The organism is Haladaptatus halobius (assembly GCF_020618475.1).
GTDB lineage: Archaea > Halobacteriota > Halobacteria > Halobacteriales > Haladaptataceae > Haladaptatus > Haladaptatus halobius.
In genome coordinates this window covers 1,482,063-1,498,233 of the sequence record NZ_CP085335.1, presented here as the reverse complement: position 1 = coordinate 1,498,233, position 16,171 = coordinate 1,482,063, and the positions used below count along the sequence as shown (strand labels likewise).

The window sequence follows — 16,171 nt, the reverse complement described above, 5'->3', positions numbered from 1 at the left end:
GGTGAGGCGGAGTGAAAGTGAAAGTAGCCGATTCGAAGCGTGGAGGCGTGTGATTCGACGGATTCGACCCTTTTCGACAGTGGTTCGTCGCGCCTCCGACGCCGGAGCGACCCTCCGTCGAACCTACATCGTTCGCAGTTTCGAATTACCGTCGGGCATACCGTCGCGGTTCGTCCGAACGTCGGCCGACGAGCGAAGTACCGTTCGCGCCGCCGACCGAATTGGCATATCTTGGACGTGTCACACACGGTTCGTTTCCGATAACACCGACGCGGTGGCGACTTCCTCCGCTTCGCGCACCGTACCGAAACGTGTGGATGAAATCGACTGTCATTTCGAGCCGTCTTTCTCTTTTTCAGCCAGTTCTCTTTTCCGTCATGTCGCCGATTCGTCCAGCCCATCACCGAGTAATATTTGATTCTCCGCACGCGCGCGTGCGTGAGCTTTATCAGTGGTCGGCGTCTACGATAAATCAGGATTTATGAGCGACGGAAATGAGTACGGCGCTGGGCAGATACAGGTGCTCGAAGGGCTTCAGGCCGTTCGAAAACGCCCGGCAATGTACATTGGTTCTACCGACACTCGCGGGCTACACCATCTCGTGTTCGAAGTCGTGGACAACTCCATCGACGAGGCCCTCGCCGGATACTGTGACACCATCGACGTGACTATCCACGAGGACGACTCGGTCAGCATCGTAGACGACGGACGCGGTATCCCCGTCGACCTCCACGAGGAGTACGACAGACCCGCGTTGGAAGTCATCCTGACCGTCCTGCACGCGGGCGGAAAGTTCGACAACAAATCGTATCAGGTTTCGGGTGGTCTCCACGGCGTCGGTATCTCCGTGGTGAACGCGCTCTCCGAACGCCTCGAAGTCGAGGTGAATCGCGACGGCGGGGTCTGGCGACAAACCTTCGAACGCGGCGAACCCGACGGCGAGTTGGAGCGCGTCCGTGACCTCGAACCCGACGAGGGAACGGGGACGGAGATCCGATTCTGGCCCGACACGGATATCTTCGAGACGACCGAATTCACCTACTCAACGCTCGAAAATCGGCTTCGAGAGCTCGCCTTCCTCAACTCGGGCGTCGAGATCGCACTCGGCGACGAGCGCGACGAGGAAAAAGGCGACTCGTTCCACTACGACGGCGGCATCCGCGAGTTCGTCGAGTATCTGAACGAGACGAAGACATCCCTCCACAACGAGGTCATCTACTTCGAGGACGAGGCCGAGAGCATCCAGGTCGAGGTGGCGATGCAGGCGACCGACGAACTGCAGGGGTCGATACACGCCTTCGCCAACAACATCAACACCCGCGAAGGCGGGACGCATCTGACCGGGTTCAAGACGGCACTCACGCGCGTCGTCAACGACTACGCCAACGCGAACGACCTCCTCGCCGATATCGACGAGAATCTCCGGGGCGAGGACATCCGCGAAGGGTTGACGGCGGTCATCTCCGTCAAACACCCCGATCCGCAGTTCGAAGGCCAGACGAAGACGAAACTCGGCAACAGCGAAGTTCGCGGCATCGTCGAGAGCGCGGTTCACGAGGGGCTTTCGGTGTATTTCGAAGAGCACCCGAACACGGCGCAGGCTATCGTCCGCAAGGCGGTGGAGGCCGCGAAAGCGCGGAAGGCGGCGAAGAAAGCGGAGGAGCTCACCCGGCGGAAGAACGCCCTCGAAACGAGCGCGCTCCCCGGTAAGCTCGCCGACTGCCAGTCGCGCGACCCGGGCGAGTCGGAGCTGTTCGTCGTGGAGGGGGACTCCGCGGGCGGGTCGGCGAAGCAGGCCCGCGACCGTAAGTTCCAGGCCATCCTCCCGCTGTTCGGGAAGGTGTTGAACGTCGAGAAACACCGCCTCGACCGCGTGCTGGAGAACGAGAAAATACGCGACTTCATCACCGCCATCGGCACGGGCGTCGGCGAGGAGTTCGACATCGAGGAGGCGCGCTACCACAAGATCATCATCATGACCGACGCCGACGTGGACGGCGCGCACATCCGAACCCTCTACCTGACGCTCCTCTACCGCTACATGAAGCCGCTGTTGGAGGCGGGCTACGTCTACGCGGCCCAACCGCCGCTGTACCGCATTCGCTACCGCGGAAAGACGTACGACGCGATGACCGAAGAGGAACGCAACCGCATCGTCGAAGAGAAGTGCGACGGTAACCCCTCGCAGGTCCAGCGGTTCAAGGGACTCGGCGAAATGAACCCCGAGCAGTTGTGGGAGACGACGATGAATCCCGAAAACCGCATCCTGAAACAGATAACCATCGAGGACGCCGCCGCCGCGGACAAGATGTTCTCGGTGCTGATGGGTGACGCCGTCGAACCGCGCAAACAGTTTATTCAAGACCACGCCACGGAAGCCGAGTGGGTGGATATCTGATGAGTTCGGAGACACCAGACGTACCTGACGAAGTTGCACAGCAGGTCCAGACCGTCCGCGTCGAGGACGAGATGGAACAGAGCTACATCGACTACGCGATGTCCGTCATCGCGGGTCGCGCCCTCCCGGACGTGCGGGACGGGCTGAAACCAGTTCATCGGCGCATCCTCTACGCAATGCACCGCTCCGGCGTGACGAGCGGCGCGAGCCACCGCAAATCCTCGAACATCGTCGGGGACACGATGGGTGATTTCCACCCGCACGGCGACCAGTCCATCTACGACGCGCTGGCGCGGATGGCCCAAGAGTTCTCGATGCGCTACCCGCTCATCGACGGACAGGGGAACTTCGGGAGCGTGGACGGCGACCCGCCGGCCGCGATGCGATACACGGAGGCCCGGATGGCACCCATCGCCGAGGAACTGCTGGACGACATCGAGATGGATACGGTGGACTTCCAGTCGAACTACGACGACCGACTCCAAGAACCGGAAGTCCTGCCCGCCGCGGTGCCAAACCTGCTCGTCAACGGCTCATCGGGTATCGCGGTCGGGATGTCCACGAACGTCCCGCCGCACAACCTCGGCGAGGTCATCGACGCCACGGTCGAACTCATCGACAACCCCGACGCGACGGTCGAAGACCTGATGGAGCACGTCAAAGGACCGGACTTCCCGACCGGCGCGAACATCGTCGGCAGGAACGCCATCCATCAGGCGTACAAGACCGGCCGGGGCCGACTCCGAGTGCGCGCCGAGTACGAGGTGGAAGACGACCGCATCGTCATCACCGAACTCCCCTTCCAGACGAACAAGGCGCGACTCATCGAACGGATCGCCGACCACGTCAACGAGGGCACCATCGACGGCATCCGCGACCTGCGCGACGAGTCCGACCGCGACGGGATCCGAGTCGTGGTCGAACTCAAGCAGAACGCAATCGCGGAGGTCGTCGAGAACCAACTGCTCGACCACCACCTCGAACGAACCTTCGGTATCATCTCGCTCGCGCTGGTCGACGGCCAGCCGAAGGTGCTGACGCTGAAGGAACTGCTTCGGCACTATCTCGACCACCGTCGAGAGGTCGTCCGCCGCCGGAGCCAGTTCGAACTCGGCGAGGCGGAAGAGCGAGCGCACATCCTCGAAGGCCGACTTCGGGCGCTCGAGAACATCGACGACGTGGTCGAACTCATCCGGGGGTCGGACGACCGCGACGGCGCACGAACGGGCTTGCAGGAGACGTTCGACTTCTCCGAGAAGCAGGCCAAACACATCGTCCGGATGCAGCTCGGTAGCCTCACCTCCCTCGAATCCGAGGAGATTGAGGCGGAGTACGAGGAGGTCACGGTGCGCATCGAGCGCCTCGAAACCATCCTCGGCGACGAGTCGGAACTGCTCGCCGTCATCAAAGAGGAACTGCTGGAGATGAAAGACGAGTACGCCGACAACCGCCGGACGAAGATCGTCGAGGACACTTCGGAGGTCACCCGCGAAGACCTCATCGCCGAAGAGGACGTGTTCGTCGTCGTCACCGAGCAGGACTACGTCAAGCGGATGCCCATCGACCAGTTCGACGCGCAGGGTCGCGGCGGCAAGGGTATCATCGGCGCGGACGTGAAAGAGGGCGACCGCATCTCGAAGGTGTTCCGCGCGAACACCCACGATTACCTGCTCTGTTTCACGAATCACGGGCAGGTCTACCGCCTGAAGACCTACGAGATTCCGGAGATGTCGCGCACGGCGCGCGGAAAATCCGCCGTGAATCTCCTCGATCTGGACGAGGGTGAAGACCTCACCGCCGTCATCACGACGGACGAGTTCGCCGAGGAGGAGAGCCTGAGCATGGTCACTCGACAGGGCTACGTCAAGCGCACCGCCGCCAAGGACTTCGAGAACATCCTCTCGACCGGTATCATCGCGGCGCGACTCGAAGACGGCGACGAACTCGTGGACGTGAAGGTTACCGACGGAACGAAAGACCTCGTCATCGCCACGAAAAACGGCATGACGATTCGATTCGACGAGACGGAAGCGCGCGAGATGGGCCGCAGCGCACGCGGTGTGCACGGCATCCGTCTCGAAGGTGACGACGAAGTGGTCGGAATGGTCGCCGCGGATGGAGAGTCGCGCAACCTGCTTACCGTCACCCGGCGAGGGTACGGCAAACGCACGCCGCTGTCGAAGTACCGCTCCCAGTCGCGCAACGGGAAGGGTCTCATCGACATCAAGACCGGCGAACGAAACGGCCCGGTCACGTCGGTGAAGAACGTCACCGAGGACGACCACCTCGTCCTAATGAGCGAGCGCGGCCAGATAATGCGAATCCGCGCCGAGGATATCTCGGAGGTCGGCCGCAACACGATGGGTGTGACGGTGATGGACGTGGCCACGGACGACCGCGTCGCGAGCGTGGACGTGATTCCCTCGTCGTCAGCCAACGACGAGTAGTCACTCGATTTCCGCAGGTTCTTTTTCGAGGTCGAACGAGTGATAGCCGGTCGTTCTCGTGTCGAGCCACTTCCGAAGCGGGAGCACTCGCGAGCGATAGCGAAGCGTCTCGCCGAGCGTGTCGAGCGCGACGAACGCCGCCCGTTCGACCTCGTCGTCCGGGTCGTTCGGCCGAGGCGTTCCCTCGGCGGTCGCCTCGTAGAACACCTGCAGGTGGTGTTCGTCCTCGTCGTTGCGAACCTCGATGACGAACGCGACGTCGCCCAGTTCGACTGCCGGCCTGGTTTCCTCCCGCGCCTCGCGAACGGCGGCGTCGGCGAACCGTTCCCCGTGTTCGCAACCGCCTTTCGGGAGGCTCCACCGGCCGTATTCTCGAACCGCCAGCACGGAATCGTCGCGGAGGACGACGACGCCCGCCACGAGTAGGTGTGTCATAGATTGCGAGAGGACGGAGACGGGGATGATACGGGTTCCGATTCGGACTTCGAACTACTCGGAGGCTTCGACACGCGAATCGGAATCGACCGGCGCGACCGCCGAAAATCGGCCGGCCACACAACCGCCGGCGGGCTAGCACGCTCTCCGCGAACGAGGAACGAAGTGACGAGAGAGCGGGCCAAGCGACGACCGAAGGGAGGAGCGCAGGCTTTTGGTGCAGATTTTTCTAGGGAGGCAGGTCGAGACTCGCGCCGCAGCGGCGCGCGTCTCGGCTCCCGACCGCAGAAAAAGGTGCTATAGGATCCGCTTTCCCAGCACGCTGGCGGCGAGTTCGGTCGCCAGCGCCGCGGTCTCGTTGTGCTCGTCCAGAATCGGGTTCACTTCCACCAGTTCGAACGACCGCAGGATTCCGTCGCGGTCGTTTCGCTTCGCCACGGTTTCGAGCGCGGAGTGGGCTTCGCGGTAGTTGACGCCGCCGCGAACCGGCGTCCCGACGCCGGGGGCTTCCTTGGGGTCGAGCCAGTCCAGGTCGAGGCTGACGTGGATGCCGTCCACGCCGTCGGCGGCGATATCCAGCGCCTCTTCAACGACGTCCGTGATGCCGTGTTCGTCGATGTCCGACATCGTGAAGGCGGTCACGTCGCTCTCGCGGATGGCCTTTCGTTCGGCGGTGTCGATGCTCCGCAGGCCGACGAGGACGACGTTCTCCTCGCTGAGGCGCGGGGCGTTCGCCCACTCGGTGTCGGCGAAGTCGTCGATGCCGAGTGCCCCGGCGAGCGGCATCCCGTGGACGTTCCCGCTCGGGGAAGACTTCGGAGTGTTGAAATCGCTGTGCGCGTCGAACCAGACGGCTCCGATGTCGGCGTCGCGGGCCGCCCCGCGGAGGGTGCCGATGGCGATAGAGTGGTCGCCGCCGAGCACCAGCGGGAAGGCGCCGTTTTCGAGCGTGGCGGCCACCTCCTCGGCGAGTTGGGAGCAGGCGTCCGCCGTCTCGCGGAGGAACTTCGCTTTCCCCTCTGCGGGTTCGTCCGTCTCCGGGTCGCGCTCTTCCGCGCGCGGGACGAGCAAGTCCCCGGTGTCGATGGCGGTCACCCCGGCGGCGGTTAGTTCGTCGGCGAGTCCGGCGTAGCGTATCGCCGACGGTCCCATGTCCACCCCGCGTCGGTTCGCGCCGTAATCGATGGGCGCTCCGATTATATGAACGGTTTCGACCATACGACTGGGGATGGGTCGGAGGGATTTCAAATCCCCCTTTTTCGGGCCGGCGACGCCGCTTTTAAACGTTGTTCCATCGTCGTCCGCCGTTCCGCGATTCTCCTACGATATTCGTCGCATTTAAGGAAATCAATTACGAAGATTCCACCAATGTCGAGTATTGAGTTGACGCCGAGTCAGAAGACGATTCTGACGGCACTCGTAAACCTCCACCGGGAGACCGAAGACGCGGTAAAAGGCGAGGATATCGCCCAAGAAGTAGACCGCAACCCCGGTACGATTCGTAACCAGATGCAGAGCCTCAAAGCCCTCCAACTTGTGGAGGGAGTTCCCGGCCCGAAGGGTGGGTACAAACCGACCGCGACCGCCTTCGAAGCGCTCGACATCCACCAGTTGGACAGCGCCGCCCAGGTTCCTCTCTCGCACAACGGCGAACCGGTCCAGGGAGGAAACGTCGAGGAGATTGACCTCACGAGCGTCCACCACCCCGAACTCTGTCGCGCGGAGATTCACCTGCGCGGGTCGGTTCGGAACATCCACGAGGGAGACGATATCACCGTCGGCCCGACGCCGCTGTCGAAACTCGTCGTCGAAGGAGTCGTGGACGGGAAGGACGACACCCGGAATATCGTCATCCTGAAGATAACCGGCATGCAGGCGCCCACCGAAGAGCCCGAACACTGACTTCGTATCGTCAGACCGCCAGACCGCGAATCCCCACGCTGTCGGATCGTCGAAATGGTTCGCCCTGAACGCCGCTCCTCTTTCTCCGTTTCCGACCCGCTTCCGGAAGGTATTATCGACGGACGCCCCTAGCGCCGATGATGAGCCGCCGAACCGCGATTCGCCACACGACCCGTCCGATCGCCCTACTGTGGCTCGTCGCCGCCGTTTCGGGGCGCGCGCTGGCGCACGGCGGAAGTCTCCGAGGGGCGTCCGAGTCGTTGTCGGTTCCCCTCTGGTTGTTCCTGCTCACGGGCGGCGGCGTCGTGAGCGCGTCGTTCCTGCTCGCTAGCTTCGTCACCGACCGGGCGCTCGTCCGAGCGATCCACGAGTGGCGTCGCTTGGCGGGGACGTCGGTCGACGGACTCGTCACCGCGGCGCGAGCGGGCGGCGTCCTCGCGCTCGTCGGAATCGTCGCCGGAGGACTGCTCGGGCCGTCGGACGCTCGGCGCAACGTCGCCATCATCGTCGTCTGGGTCGGCTGGTGGGCGGGGTACACGACCTCGGTGTACCTCGTCGGAAACACGTGGACCGTGCTGAACCCGTGGCGGACGATCGCCGACTTCGTCCGCTTGTTCTTCCCCTCACGCGAAGTCGGCTATCCGGAGCGTCTGGGTGCGTGGCCCAGCGTCGCCGGACTGCTGGCGCTGGTGTGGGTAGAAGTCGTCAGTCCCCTCGCCGACGACGCGGAACTGCTGGTCGGCGTGATACTGCTGTACTCAGTCGTCACGCTCGCAGGGGCCGTGACGTTCGGCACCGATCGGTGGTTTGCGACCGTCGACCCGGTGGCGCGCGTCTTCCGGTACTACGGTCGAGTTGCACCGATTCGCCGCACCGACTCGGGGTTCGAGTTCCGGTTGCCCGGCGCGCGACTGACCGAGACGAAACTGGTGACGGGGCGCGACGAGGTGGCGTTCGTCGTCGCGCTCCTCTGGGTGACGACCTACGACGGGTTCGTCTCGACCCCTCTATGGGCTGACATCACGGGGGCCGCGAGCGGAGTCGGACTGCCATTGCGGCTCGCCTACATCGGAGCACTGCTCGGCGGCTACGCGCTCTTCCTCGGCGTCTATCGGGTTGCGGTTCGACTCGCTCGCCGAACCGCGGACACTTACCTCACGCCCGACGAGATCTCCCGCCGTTTCGCACCGTCGCTGCTCCCCATCGCGGCGGGCTACCATCTCGCCCACTACCTGAGTTACTTTCTCGAGCTGTCGCCGACCCTGTTCGGCGTCCTATCGAGTCCGCTCGACCCGCCACAGGCGGTGGTGCTCGTCCTCCCGTCGTGGTTCGGCGGGCTGAATATGACGTTCGTCCTGCTCGGTCACCTGCTCGCAGTGTGGGTGGCTCACGCGACGGCCTACGACCTCTTTCCGGGGCGACTGCAGGCGGTTCGGAGCCAGTACCCTCTCGTGGCCGTGATGATACTGTACACGATGACGAGCATGTGGATCGTCTCGCAACCGTCCCTCGTTCCACCATCAGCATGACTCCAAACACCTCTGTTCCGACCGGCGAATCGCCGCACGAGTGTTCGCACTGCGGGATGCCGTTCCGCCGCGAAGACCACCTCGTGCTCCACCGGGGATTGGAACACGGCGATGACCTCTCCGAGGACGAGATCGCCGCGTTCCGCGACGCGTACGAAGCGGAGAGTGAGGAGTTGCAGCTGTTCCGCCTAAAGGCGCTCGCGCTGCTCGTGCTGTTGTACTTCGGTTTCCTCTTTACGTACTCGGTCATCACCTGAGACGGTGTCCTGCACGTTCGACAGGACTACGGTCGTCGCAAGCGCTTCGAACGGTATGCCTTCCGTTCGCCCCGCGACCGAGTCCGACGCCGAGGCCATACTCGAACTCCATGTCTCCTCGATTCGGGCCTTCGGCCCCGAGCGCTACCGTGACGAACAGGTGGACGCGTGGGCGACGAAACCACTTGGAAGCGCCCCGTACCGCGAGTCGGTGCGCGACGAGTCGGAGCACATCGTCGTCGCCGAGGTGGACGGCGAACTCGCGGGATTCGGTCGCGTCGAACTCGATTCTGGGGCGGTGAGCGCGGTGTACGTCCATCCGAACTTCGCACGCGAGGGTGTCGGGTCGGCGCTTCTCGCGCGCCTCGAAGCGCGGGCGGCGGAAGCGGGCCTCGATTCGCTTTCCCTCCACTCGTCGCTGAACGCGGTGCAGTTCTACGAGCGGGCGGGGTACGAGCGCGGCGCCACGGTGAAACACGAGACGACCGGCGGCGTCGAACTCGCGTGCGTGGAGATGGCCCGCGAGCTTTGACATCCCCCGAGAACAGTACGCCCGGAAGCCGTAGTCCGGCCGGTTTTCGGGGTGGAAACCAAAAGACACGAAACCCTCCGGCGTGTCGATTCTCGTATGAGCAATTACCTCGTTGCGATGGAGGCGGCTTGGTTGGTGCGTGACGTCGGCGATATCGACGACGCTATCGGCGTCGCGGTCAGCGAAGCCGGCAAACGGCTGAACCAGAAGAACATGGATTACGTCGAGGTCGAAGTCGGCGCAACGGGTTGTCCGGCCTGCGGCGAACCGTTCGACTCGGCGTTCATCGCGGCGCACACCGCGCTCGTCGGACTCGTCCTCGAGATGAAGGTGTTCAACGCCGACAGCGAGGAGCACGCCCAGCGAATCGCCAAGAGCGAGATCGGCGGCGCGCTCCGCGACGTTCCCCTCTCGGTGGTCGAGACCATCGAGTTCGGAGACGACGAGGACATTGACTTCGACGACGTTTGAAGAGGCGAACGATTTATGACATAACCGCTGGTTATCTCGCGTATGGAACTCCCGACGCCGCAAGACCTCAGGGAACGCAGGACGGACTTGGGTCTCACGCAGAGCGAACTCGCTAATCGGGCGGGCGTCTCCCAACCGCTCATCGCCAGAATCGAAGGCGGCGACGTCGACCCGCGACTCTCGACGCTCCGGCGAATCGTCAACGCCCTCGAAGAGTCCGAGGGCGACATCGTCCGCGCGAGCGACCTGATGCACGAGAACGTGATCAGCGTCGCCCCCACCGACCCGGTCAGCGCGGCGGTGAAGAAGATGCAGGAAGCGGGCTACTCCCAGCTCGCAGTCATCAAACAGGGCGTCCCAGTCGGCTCAATCAGCGAGAGCGACCTCGTCCACGTCGATTCGGACGCCCGCGACGAACCGGTCCGCGAACACATGGGCGAGAGCTTCCCGACCGTCTCGAAGTCGGCGACGCTGAACGAAATCAGCAATCTCTTGGATCACTACAAGGCCGTGATGGTCACCGAGGAAGGCGAGACGGCGGGCATCGTGACGGAAGCGGACATCGCAGCGCGATTGTCGTAAATCTGTCGAGGTGTCGAGAGTACCGCTGGATTCGAACGTTTTTTTCGGTCCCCTGCTATCGGCCGGTACGGTTTTCGACCTATCCATTGATGCCCTCGTGTCACTAGTTGGTTCACGAACGTCGCTGTCCGGGACGGCGGAGGTACGAGTCACCATGAGCACGACCGATTCGGCATCCTTATCGAACGAGGATGCGAACGAGCGAGAACAGAGCGTTACTCCGCTGGAGTTGTTTTTCGACTTGGTGTTCGTGTTCGCGGTGACTCAAATCACCGGATTTCTGGTTCAGAATCTGACGTGGGGCGGAATGGTTCGCGGGGTGGCTCTCCTCGCGGTGGTGTGGTGGGCGTGGGTCGGCTATTCGTGGCTGACGAACGCCGTTCCCGCCGAGGAAGTCCTCCCGGCCCGATTGGTGATTCTATTTGCGATGTCCGCCATGCTCGTCGTCGCACTTTCGATTCCGCGCGCGTTCAGCGACGATGCCGTGCTGTTCGGTGTCGCCTACTTCGTGGTTCGAGCGTCGCACGTCGTTCTCTACGGGCTCATCACGCCGCCTGAAACGCGAGAAGCGGTTCTCCGACTCGCGCCGGGATTTCTGGGTGCGCCCCTCCTGCTCATCGCGGCGGGGTTCGTCGCGACTCGATACCAAAGCGCGCTGTGGGCCATCGCAATCGCGGTCGATTACGGCGTCGCACGTCTCCGCGGTGTCGAGGGGTTCCACGTTCGTGCGAGCCACTTCGTCGAACGCCACCGACTCGTCGTCATCATCGCGTTGGGGGAGTCTATCGTGGCGATCGGCGTCGGCGCGACCGGTCTCACCCTCGACGCGGAAATCGTTCTCGCCGTTTTCTCCGGATTCGTGCTCATCGCAACGCTGTGGTGGCTCTACTTCGACTACATCACGCTCGCCGCGGAACGACGACTCACAGCGATTCACGGCCAAGACCGCGCGGTGCTGGCGCGGGATTCGTACAGCTACGTCCACCTGCTGATGATAGGCGGCATAATCTTCATCGCCCTCGGAATCGAGCAGACGCTCGCGCACGTGAGCGAACCGCTCCGCCTCGTCTCCGCCGTCGCGCTCTGTGGAGGCGGAACGCTCTACCTCTGCGGGCACAATGCCTACCGATATCGTGACCACGGCACCGTCAGCGTCCCGCGCGCAGTCGCGGCCGTCGTCGCAAGTCTGTTGATTCCGTTGGCGGTGTTCGTTCCCGCCCTCGTTGCTCTCGCCAGTCTCACAGTTCTGTTCGTCGTTCTCGCGGGCTTCGAGACGGTGCGTTCGGAGTTTCGCCCTGAGTTTCGTCCGGACTGAAATCAGTTATCGGAGAGTCAAACCGCGGATTTCTACACTCTCGCCCTCCTCCACGGAGCCGAGAATTCGCCCGTCCGTCTCCTCGACCAAACTCTCGGCGTCGTCTTCCGGCAGCGCGACCACGAACCCGGTTCCCATGTTGAAGGTTCGGTGCATCTCCTCGTCGGAGACGCTACCCTCCGCTTGCACGAAGTCGAAAACCGACTGCGCGGGGAAGGGGTCAGTTATCTCGTAGCGACGGTCGCCCATCCGCAGGAGGTTCGTCCATCCGCCGCCGGTCACGTGCGCGGCGGCGTGCACATCGCGCGACCGGAGCGCCGGGAGGAGGTAGGTGTAGAGGCGCGTCGGCTCGAGCAACTGCTCGCCGACCGTCCCCTCGCCGCGGGGGAAGGGGTCGTCGTACGCGTGGTTCTTCGTCGCCGCTCGCCGAGCAAGCGTAAGTCCGTTCGAGTGGATGCCGTCGGACTCGAAGCCGACCAGCGCGTCGCCGACCTCGGCCTCGCCGGGGAAGACGGCGTCCTTCGGCGCGAGTCCGGCGCAGGCACCGGCGAGGTCGAGACCGGAGACGACCTCGGGCATGACGGCGGTTTCGCCGCCGACGAGGGCGACGCCCGCCTCCTCCGCGCCCGCGGCCAGTCCTTCGCCGACCTGTTCGGAGAACTCCTCGCTCGGTTCCTCCACGGCGAGGTAGTCCACGAACGCGACCGGTTCGACGCCGGTCGCCACGAGGTCGTTCGCGTTCATGGCGATGCAGTCGATGCCGACCGTCGAGTAATCGCCCAAGGCTTCCGCGACGAGCAGTTTCGTCCCGACGCCGTCGGTCGCAAGTGCGAGATACCGGTCGCCGATGTCGAGCAGGCCGGCGTAGTCGGTCGTGTTGTCGATGTCCCCAACTGCACCGACGAGGGCCGCCGTCGCCGCCTCGCTGGCGTCGATGTCCACCCCGGCGTCCGCGTAGGTCAGTTCCTCCTCCTCGCTCATGGTCGAACGCGCGCACCGGGCGAGTAAAGGTTTGCCGTTCTCGCGTTAGAAGGACGGCATTCCGAACAGCGCGAACAGCGCGAGCAGGATGCACGGGACGAACGCCGCGACGAAGACCGCCGTGCTCCACTTTCGAACCGTGTTGCCGTCCAGCGGCCCCCATGGGAGCATGTTGAAACCGGCAAGCAGGAAGTTTATCTGGACGCCGAGGCGGCCAATTTCGCCGACGAACGACGGCCCGACAAGGGCGAGGGGGAAAAAGAGCGCGCCGAGCGCGACGTTCGTGACCGGTCCGGCCAGCGCGATGAGACCGTTCTCTCGCTCCGTCGCCATCCCCCGGTGGTACACCGCGCCGGGCGCGGCGAACAGGAAACCGGCAAGCGCGCTGACGACGGCGAGGAACAGCATGCCGTAATCCGCGCGGAACTCCGCGACTTGACCGAACCGCACCGCGGTCACTTTGTGCGCGAGTTCGTGGAGGAGAAAGCCGACGCCCGCCGTGAGAAGCGAGACGCCGAACGCCCTGACGAACTCGCCGGACGAGACGCCCCCGCCGGGTTGAATCACCGACCGAACCAGTTCGGGCCGAAAGAACAGCGCGAACGCGACGCCGAGCGCGACCCACGCGACCAGCAGGTCTCGAACCTCGCGCGTGCTGAATCTCACGTTAGTACCTCCCAGATGATGTCCGCGCTGTTCTGCGCTCCCTCCACCATCAACCGGGTGATGCCCTCGACGCCGCCGACTTCCGGCCCGAGGAGCGGGAGGACGACGAACGGGAAGAGGAACGTGGCTATCATGCTCCCGATGTTCGTCATGGCGACGACGGCGATGAGGCGGAAGAGCGGCACGTCGAGCATCCGCGACATGATATCCGCCAGCGGACTCTCCTCGTCGCTCATGATCTCGTTCAGTTCCGCAATATCGCCGATGTTCACCTGCGTGTACTTCAGTTCGACGTACCCCGCGAACCAGCCCGGCGCGAGCAGGGGGTTGATGCTCGTCAGCCACGCGATAAGCCCGCCGACGGTGGCGCTCGACCAGTGCGCTCCGGCGAGTTTCGCCAGCGAGAAGGCGAAGATGCCGTTGAACAGGAACCACGCCGCGAACACTTCGATGAGGAAGGTCTGTCGCACCCCGGCCATCGCCAATAGGACGAAGAAGGCGACGAAGGCGACGGTGACGAAGTAGCCGAACGCCTTGAACAGCGAGAAGCGCCGCCCCTTCTCCGTCCCGACCAGTGACTCCATGGGCGGTAGCGTACTCGAATCGCCGAGGTAGCGTTCGATACCCGCTCGGTGGCCCGCGCCGACAACCGCGACGACGTTCTTCCCCGATTCGCGGAGTTCGACGAGTCGGTGGGCGATGAAGGCGTCGCGTTCGTCGATGAGCGCCTCGGCCCCGCCGGGCGAGAAGCGCCGGAACTCCTCCATCATCGCGGTTATCACGTCGCCGTCGGTCAGGTCTTCGATGTCGAATTCCTCGTCCAACTCCTCTTCGTCGACGCTGCCGACGAAGACGCTTCCGAGCAGTCCGAGGACGAGGCCGACGCCGACGCCGACCGCGAGGGAGGTGAACACCCGGAGCGAAACCGCACCGATAGCTTCGAGCGTCGCTACGTCGAGCGCGGGCACCGCGCTCGCCGCGAGTGCTCCGGTGCCGATCGCGATACCGGCGACGATACCGAGGACGAGGCCGCCGCCGAGCGCGACGTCGTAGCGTCTCGTCGCGCCGAACGAGAGGGCCAACGCGCCGAGCGCGAAACCGGCGAACACCCCGCCCGCAAGCCCACCGACGAGTCGGAACGTCCCCGCACCCGCGCCGAGGGTGAGCACCTCGTTCAGTCCGAGAATCGGCGCGACGAAGATGCCGAACAGCATCGCAAAGAAGACGCCCATCGTGGCTCCGCCGACGAGGCCGAGCGTAATCGGGTCGGTCACGCCGAGCGCGAGGCTCCCGACCATCCGGAACTTCTCGCGCAGGGTCATCCGCGCCCAGAACCGCTGGATGGTCATCTGGATGTCGCGGTCGACCAGCGCCACGTCGCTGCCCGTCTTCTCCGCCACCTCGATGGCGGCTTTCATGTCCGCGCCGGGTTGGATGTCGAACTCCTCGCCCATCTTCGTTTGGATGTAGGAGAGCATCCAGTAGGCGAGAAACTGGAAGACGGTGTTGCCGTGGAGCAAGTCCGACGGTTCGAGGTCGTCCGCCATCTCTCCCTGCATCTGCCTGTATCGCCCCTCGTCGAGTTCGACGGCGACCACGTCCGGTCGCTCCTCCTCGACGGCCTCCTCGACGCGCTCGACGCTCGTCGCTGAGACGTGGGCGGTCCCGACGACTCGTACGTTTCCCTCGCCGCCTCCGGACGGCGGCGGGTTCTGGTCGGTCATCACTCTCGCTACTCACCCTCCGTTTTTACCGTTATCGGTGACGCGACAATTTTTCCCGCTCCGTCCTGCTCGAACGAGGTGGTCACGTGATTCGAAAAACGAGTCGGAAAGGGTTCCGACGCTCGGAAACGCACCTCGGATTCGACCGCGACATCCCGCGGTCGACTACGCGACCGGATGGACGACGACGCGACCGTGGCTCAGCACTTCGACCTCGTGGTCGCCCACGACGAACGAAATCGTTCCGGTGAGGGGTCGGAGGTGCCCGTCCGCGCGGGGGCCGAAGATTGCTTCGAGGGCGTCCACGTCGACGGCGTGGTGAAGGGGCGGGATGTCTTCGGGGGACTGTCCGGTCGCCGACGCGAGCGTCTCGACGATGGTGTGGAGGAGCGTCGTTTCGCCACCCCACGAGTACTACGCCGACGCGACTGGTTCGGGGCTGTCTGCAAACACGGATTCGTTCACACTCACCGGTAGTACCACGGCCCTGGCCATCCACCTGTGCGTTCAGATGTTGCGTCTTTAAATGGAGGAGGCATGGGAGAGAACACCATCACGCGGTTCGGTCGACGGTGGCGAGCAGTCTGTGATACTTCTCGGGGAAACTCTCCATCTCGACAGACTCCTGCGCTCGGTTCCACGTGACGAGTCGAGCTTCCTCCAGCATCGGAAGGTGCGCGTGGACGAGCGAGGTTCGAATCCGTTCGTCAGTTCCGCCTTCGAGGCGACCGACGAGGTCGGACAGCGAGAGCGCCCTGTCTTCGCCCTGTAACGCGAACAGCGTTTCACGGCGGAGTTCGTTCGAAAACACCGTAAAGAGTGTGTCGAGGTCGGGCGTCGCGGAGGTTTTCCACCGCTCCGCGTCGCGGTCGTTCTCGGAGAGGGTATCGAATGGCATTGTTCGGAGACAGCCACCGAACCGCATTGAGTGG

At 63.9% G+C, this 16,171-nt stretch carries 16 protein-coding genes; 9 read left to right on the top strand and 7 right to left on the bottom strand.

The features are described 5' to 3' along the window. Positions 1 to 481: 481 nt before the first annotated feature. Positions 482 to 2,398: a DNA topoisomerase (ATP-hydrolyzing) subunit B gene (gene gyrB, locus LIW51_RS08510; protein ID WP_227373610.1), complete on the top strand. Its 1,917-nt coding sequence runs from the start codon at positions 482 to 484 to the stop codon at positions 2,396 to 2,398. Then, positions 2,398 to 4,845 (top strand): DNA gyrase subunit A, encoded by a 2,448-nt coding sequence (gyrA, locus tag LIW51_RS08505; RefSeq protein ID WP_227373609.1) that lies wholly within the window; start codon positions 2,398 to 2,400, stop codon positions 4,843 to 4,845. Before gyrB ends, gyrA begins: the two co-directional genes overlap by 1 nt. Here gyrA and LIW51_RS08500 read toward each other — a convergent pair whose 3' ends face one another. After that, positions 4,846 to 5,280: an NUDIX domain-containing protein gene (locus LIW51_RS08500; RefSeq protein WP_227373608.1), complete on the bottom strand. Its 435-nt coding sequence runs from the start codon at positions 5,278 to 5,280 to the stop codon at positions 4,846 to 4,848. A 297-nt stretch (positions 5,281 to 5,577) separates the two neighbouring features. Then, complete coding sequence (gene rocF / locus LIW51_RS08495) at positions 5,578 to 6,498, bottom strand: arginase (protein WP_227373607.1); 921 nt, start codon at positions 6,496 to 6,498, stop codon at positions 5,578 to 5,580. A 150-nt stretch (positions 6,499 to 6,648) separates the two neighbouring features. Between rocF and LIW51_RS08490 the strand changes: the two genes are divergently transcribed. The 7 genes from LIW51_RS08490 (at position 6,649) to LIW51_RS08460 (ending at position 11,868) form a co-directional block, all read left to right on the top strand. Further along, positions 6,649 to 7,182: an Rrf2 family transcriptional regulator gene (locus tag LIW51_RS08490; RefSeq protein WP_227373606.1), complete on the top strand. Its 534-nt coding sequence runs from the start codon at positions 6,649 to 6,651 to the stop codon at positions 7,180 to 7,182. Between the two features lie 140 nt (positions 7,183 to 7,322). Continuing rightward, complete coding sequence (locus tag LIW51_RS08485; protein ID WP_227373605.1) at positions 7,323 to 8,711, top strand: hypothetical protein; 1,389 nt, start codon at positions 7,323 to 7,325, stop codon at positions 8,709 to 8,711. Beyond that, a complete protein-coding gene (locus LIW51_RS08480) occupies positions 8,708 to 8,968 on the top strand; it encodes a DUF7410 domain-containing protein (protein ID WP_227373604.1) in 261 nt (86 codons plus the stop codon). Before LIW51_RS08485 ends, LIW51_RS08480 begins: the two co-directional genes overlap by 4 nt. Positions 8,969 to 9,023: 55 nt before the next feature. Then, on the top strand, positions 9,024 to 9,500 hold the full coding sequence (locus LIW51_RS08475) for a GNAT family N-acetyltransferase (protein ID WP_227373603.1): 477 nt from the start codon (positions 9,024 to 9,026) through the stop codon (positions 9,498 to 9,500). Positions 9,501 to 9,596: 96 nt separating this feature from the next. Then, positions 9,597 to 9,971 (top strand): DUF555 domain-containing protein, encoded by a 375-nt coding sequence (locus LIW51_RS08470; RefSeq protein ID WP_227373602.1) that lies wholly within the window; start codon positions 9,597 to 9,599, stop codon positions 9,969 to 9,971. A 42-nt stretch (positions 9,972 to 10,013) separates the two neighbouring features. Then, entirely contained in the window at positions 10,014 to 10,553 is a 540-nt protein-coding gene (locus tag LIW51_RS08465) for a CBS domain-containing protein (protein ID WP_227373601.1), read from the top strand. 154 nt (positions 10,554 to 10,707) lie between these two features. After that, on the top strand, positions 10,708 to 11,868 hold the full coding sequence (locus LIW51_RS08460) for a low temperature requirement protein A (protein WP_227373600.1): 1,161 nt from the start codon (positions 10,708 to 10,710) through the stop codon (positions 11,866 to 11,868). A 6-nt stretch (positions 11,869 to 11,874) separates the two neighbouring features. Here the strand turns inward: LIW51_RS08460 and purM are convergent, their stop codons facing one another. The 5 genes from purM to LIW51_RS08435 all read right to left on the bottom strand — a co-directional run bounded on the left by purM (position 11,875) and on the right by LIW51_RS08435 (position 16,137). Beyond that, positions 11,875 to 12,849, bottom strand: a complete 975-nt coding sequence (gene purM / locus LIW51_RS08455; RefSeq protein WP_227373599.1) for a phosphoribosylformylglycinamidine cyclo-ligase — start codon at positions 12,847 to 12,849, stop codon at positions 11,875 to 11,877. Between the two features lie 45 nt (positions 12,850 to 12,894). After that, a complete protein-coding gene (locus tag LIW51_RS08450; protein WP_227373598.1) occupies positions 12,895 to 13,515 on the bottom strand; it encodes a zinc metalloprotease in 621 nt (206 codons plus the stop codon). Then, positions 13,512 to 15,239: a TraB/GumN family protein gene (locus tag LIW51_RS08445; protein WP_227373597.1), complete on the bottom strand. Its 1,728-nt coding sequence runs from the start codon at positions 15,237 to 15,239 to the stop codon at positions 13,512 to 13,514. The genes LIW51_RS08450 and LIW51_RS08445 overlap by 4 nt, the downstream gene beginning before the upstream one ends. Positions 15,240 to 15,404: 165 nt before the next feature. Next, positions 15,405 to 15,617, bottom strand: a complete 213-nt coding sequence (locus LIW51_RS39095; protein WP_227376769.1) for a HalOD1 output domain-containing protein — start codon at positions 15,615 to 15,617, stop codon at positions 15,405 to 15,407. A 175-nt stretch (positions 15,618 to 15,792) separates the two neighbouring features. Further along, positions 15,793 to 16,137, bottom strand: a complete 345-nt coding sequence (locus LIW51_RS08435; RefSeq protein ID WP_227373596.1) for a DUF7344 domain-containing protein — start codon at positions 16,135 to 16,137, stop codon at positions 15,793 to 15,795. Positions 16,138 to 16,171: the final 34 nt, after the last annotated feature.

Bases quoted from the DNA above. Each gene is read 5' to 3' on its own strand.
- LIW51_RS08445 (WP_227373597.1), bottom strand. From the start codon at position 15,239: ATGACCGACCAGAACCCGCCGCCGTCCGGAGGCGGCGAGGGAAACGTA.
- LIW51_RS08460 (WP_227373600.1), top strand. From the start codon at position 10,708: ATGAGCACGACCGATTCGGCATCCTTATCGAACGAGGATGCGAACGAG.
- LIW51_RS08485 (WP_227373605.1), top strand. From the start codon at position 7,323: ATGAGCCGCCGAACCGCGATTCGCCACACGACCCGTCCGATCGCCCTA.
- LIW51_RS08465 (WP_227373601.1), top strand. From the start codon at position 10,014: ATGGAACTCCCGACGCCGCAAGACCTCAGGGAACGCAGGACGGACTTG.
- rocF (WP_227373607.1), bottom strand. From the start codon at position 6,498: ATGGTCGAAACCGTTCATATAATCGGAGCGCCCATCGATTACGGCGCG.
- LIW51_RS08435 (WP_227373596.1), bottom strand. From the start codon at position 16,137: ATGCCATTCGATACCCTCTCCGAGAACGACCGCGACGCGGAGCGGTGG.
- LIW51_RS08500 (WP_227373608.1), bottom strand. From the start codon at position 5,280: ATGACACACCTACTCGTGGCGGGCGTCGTCGTCCTCCGCGACGATTCC.
- gyrA (WP_227373609.1), top strand. From the start codon at position 2,398: ATGAGTTCGGAGACACCAGACGTACCTGACGAAGTTGCACAGCAGGTC.
- LIW51_RS08490 (WP_227373606.1), top strand. From the start codon at position 6,649: ATGTCGAGTATTGAGTTGACGCCGAGTCAGAAGACGATTCTGACGGCA.
- gyrB (WP_227373610.1), top strand. From the start codon at position 482: ATGAGCGACGGAAATGAGTACGGCGCTGGGCAGATACAGGTGCTCGAA.
- LIW51_RS08470 (WP_227373602.1), top strand. From the start codon at position 9,597: ATGAGCAATTACCTCGTTGCGATGGAGGCGGCTTGGTTGGTGCGTGAC.
- LIW51_RS08475 (WP_227373603.1), top strand. From the start codon at position 9,024: ATGCCTTCCGTTCGCCCCGCGACCGAGTCCGACGCCGAGGCCATACTC.
- purM (WP_227373599.1), bottom strand. From the start codon at position 12,849: ATGAGCGAGGAGGAGGAACTGACCTACGCGGACGCCGGGGTGGACATC.
- LIW51_RS08480 (WP_227373604.1), top strand. From the start codon at position 8,708: ATGACTCCAAACACCTCTGTTCCGACCGGCGAATCGCCGCACGAGTGT.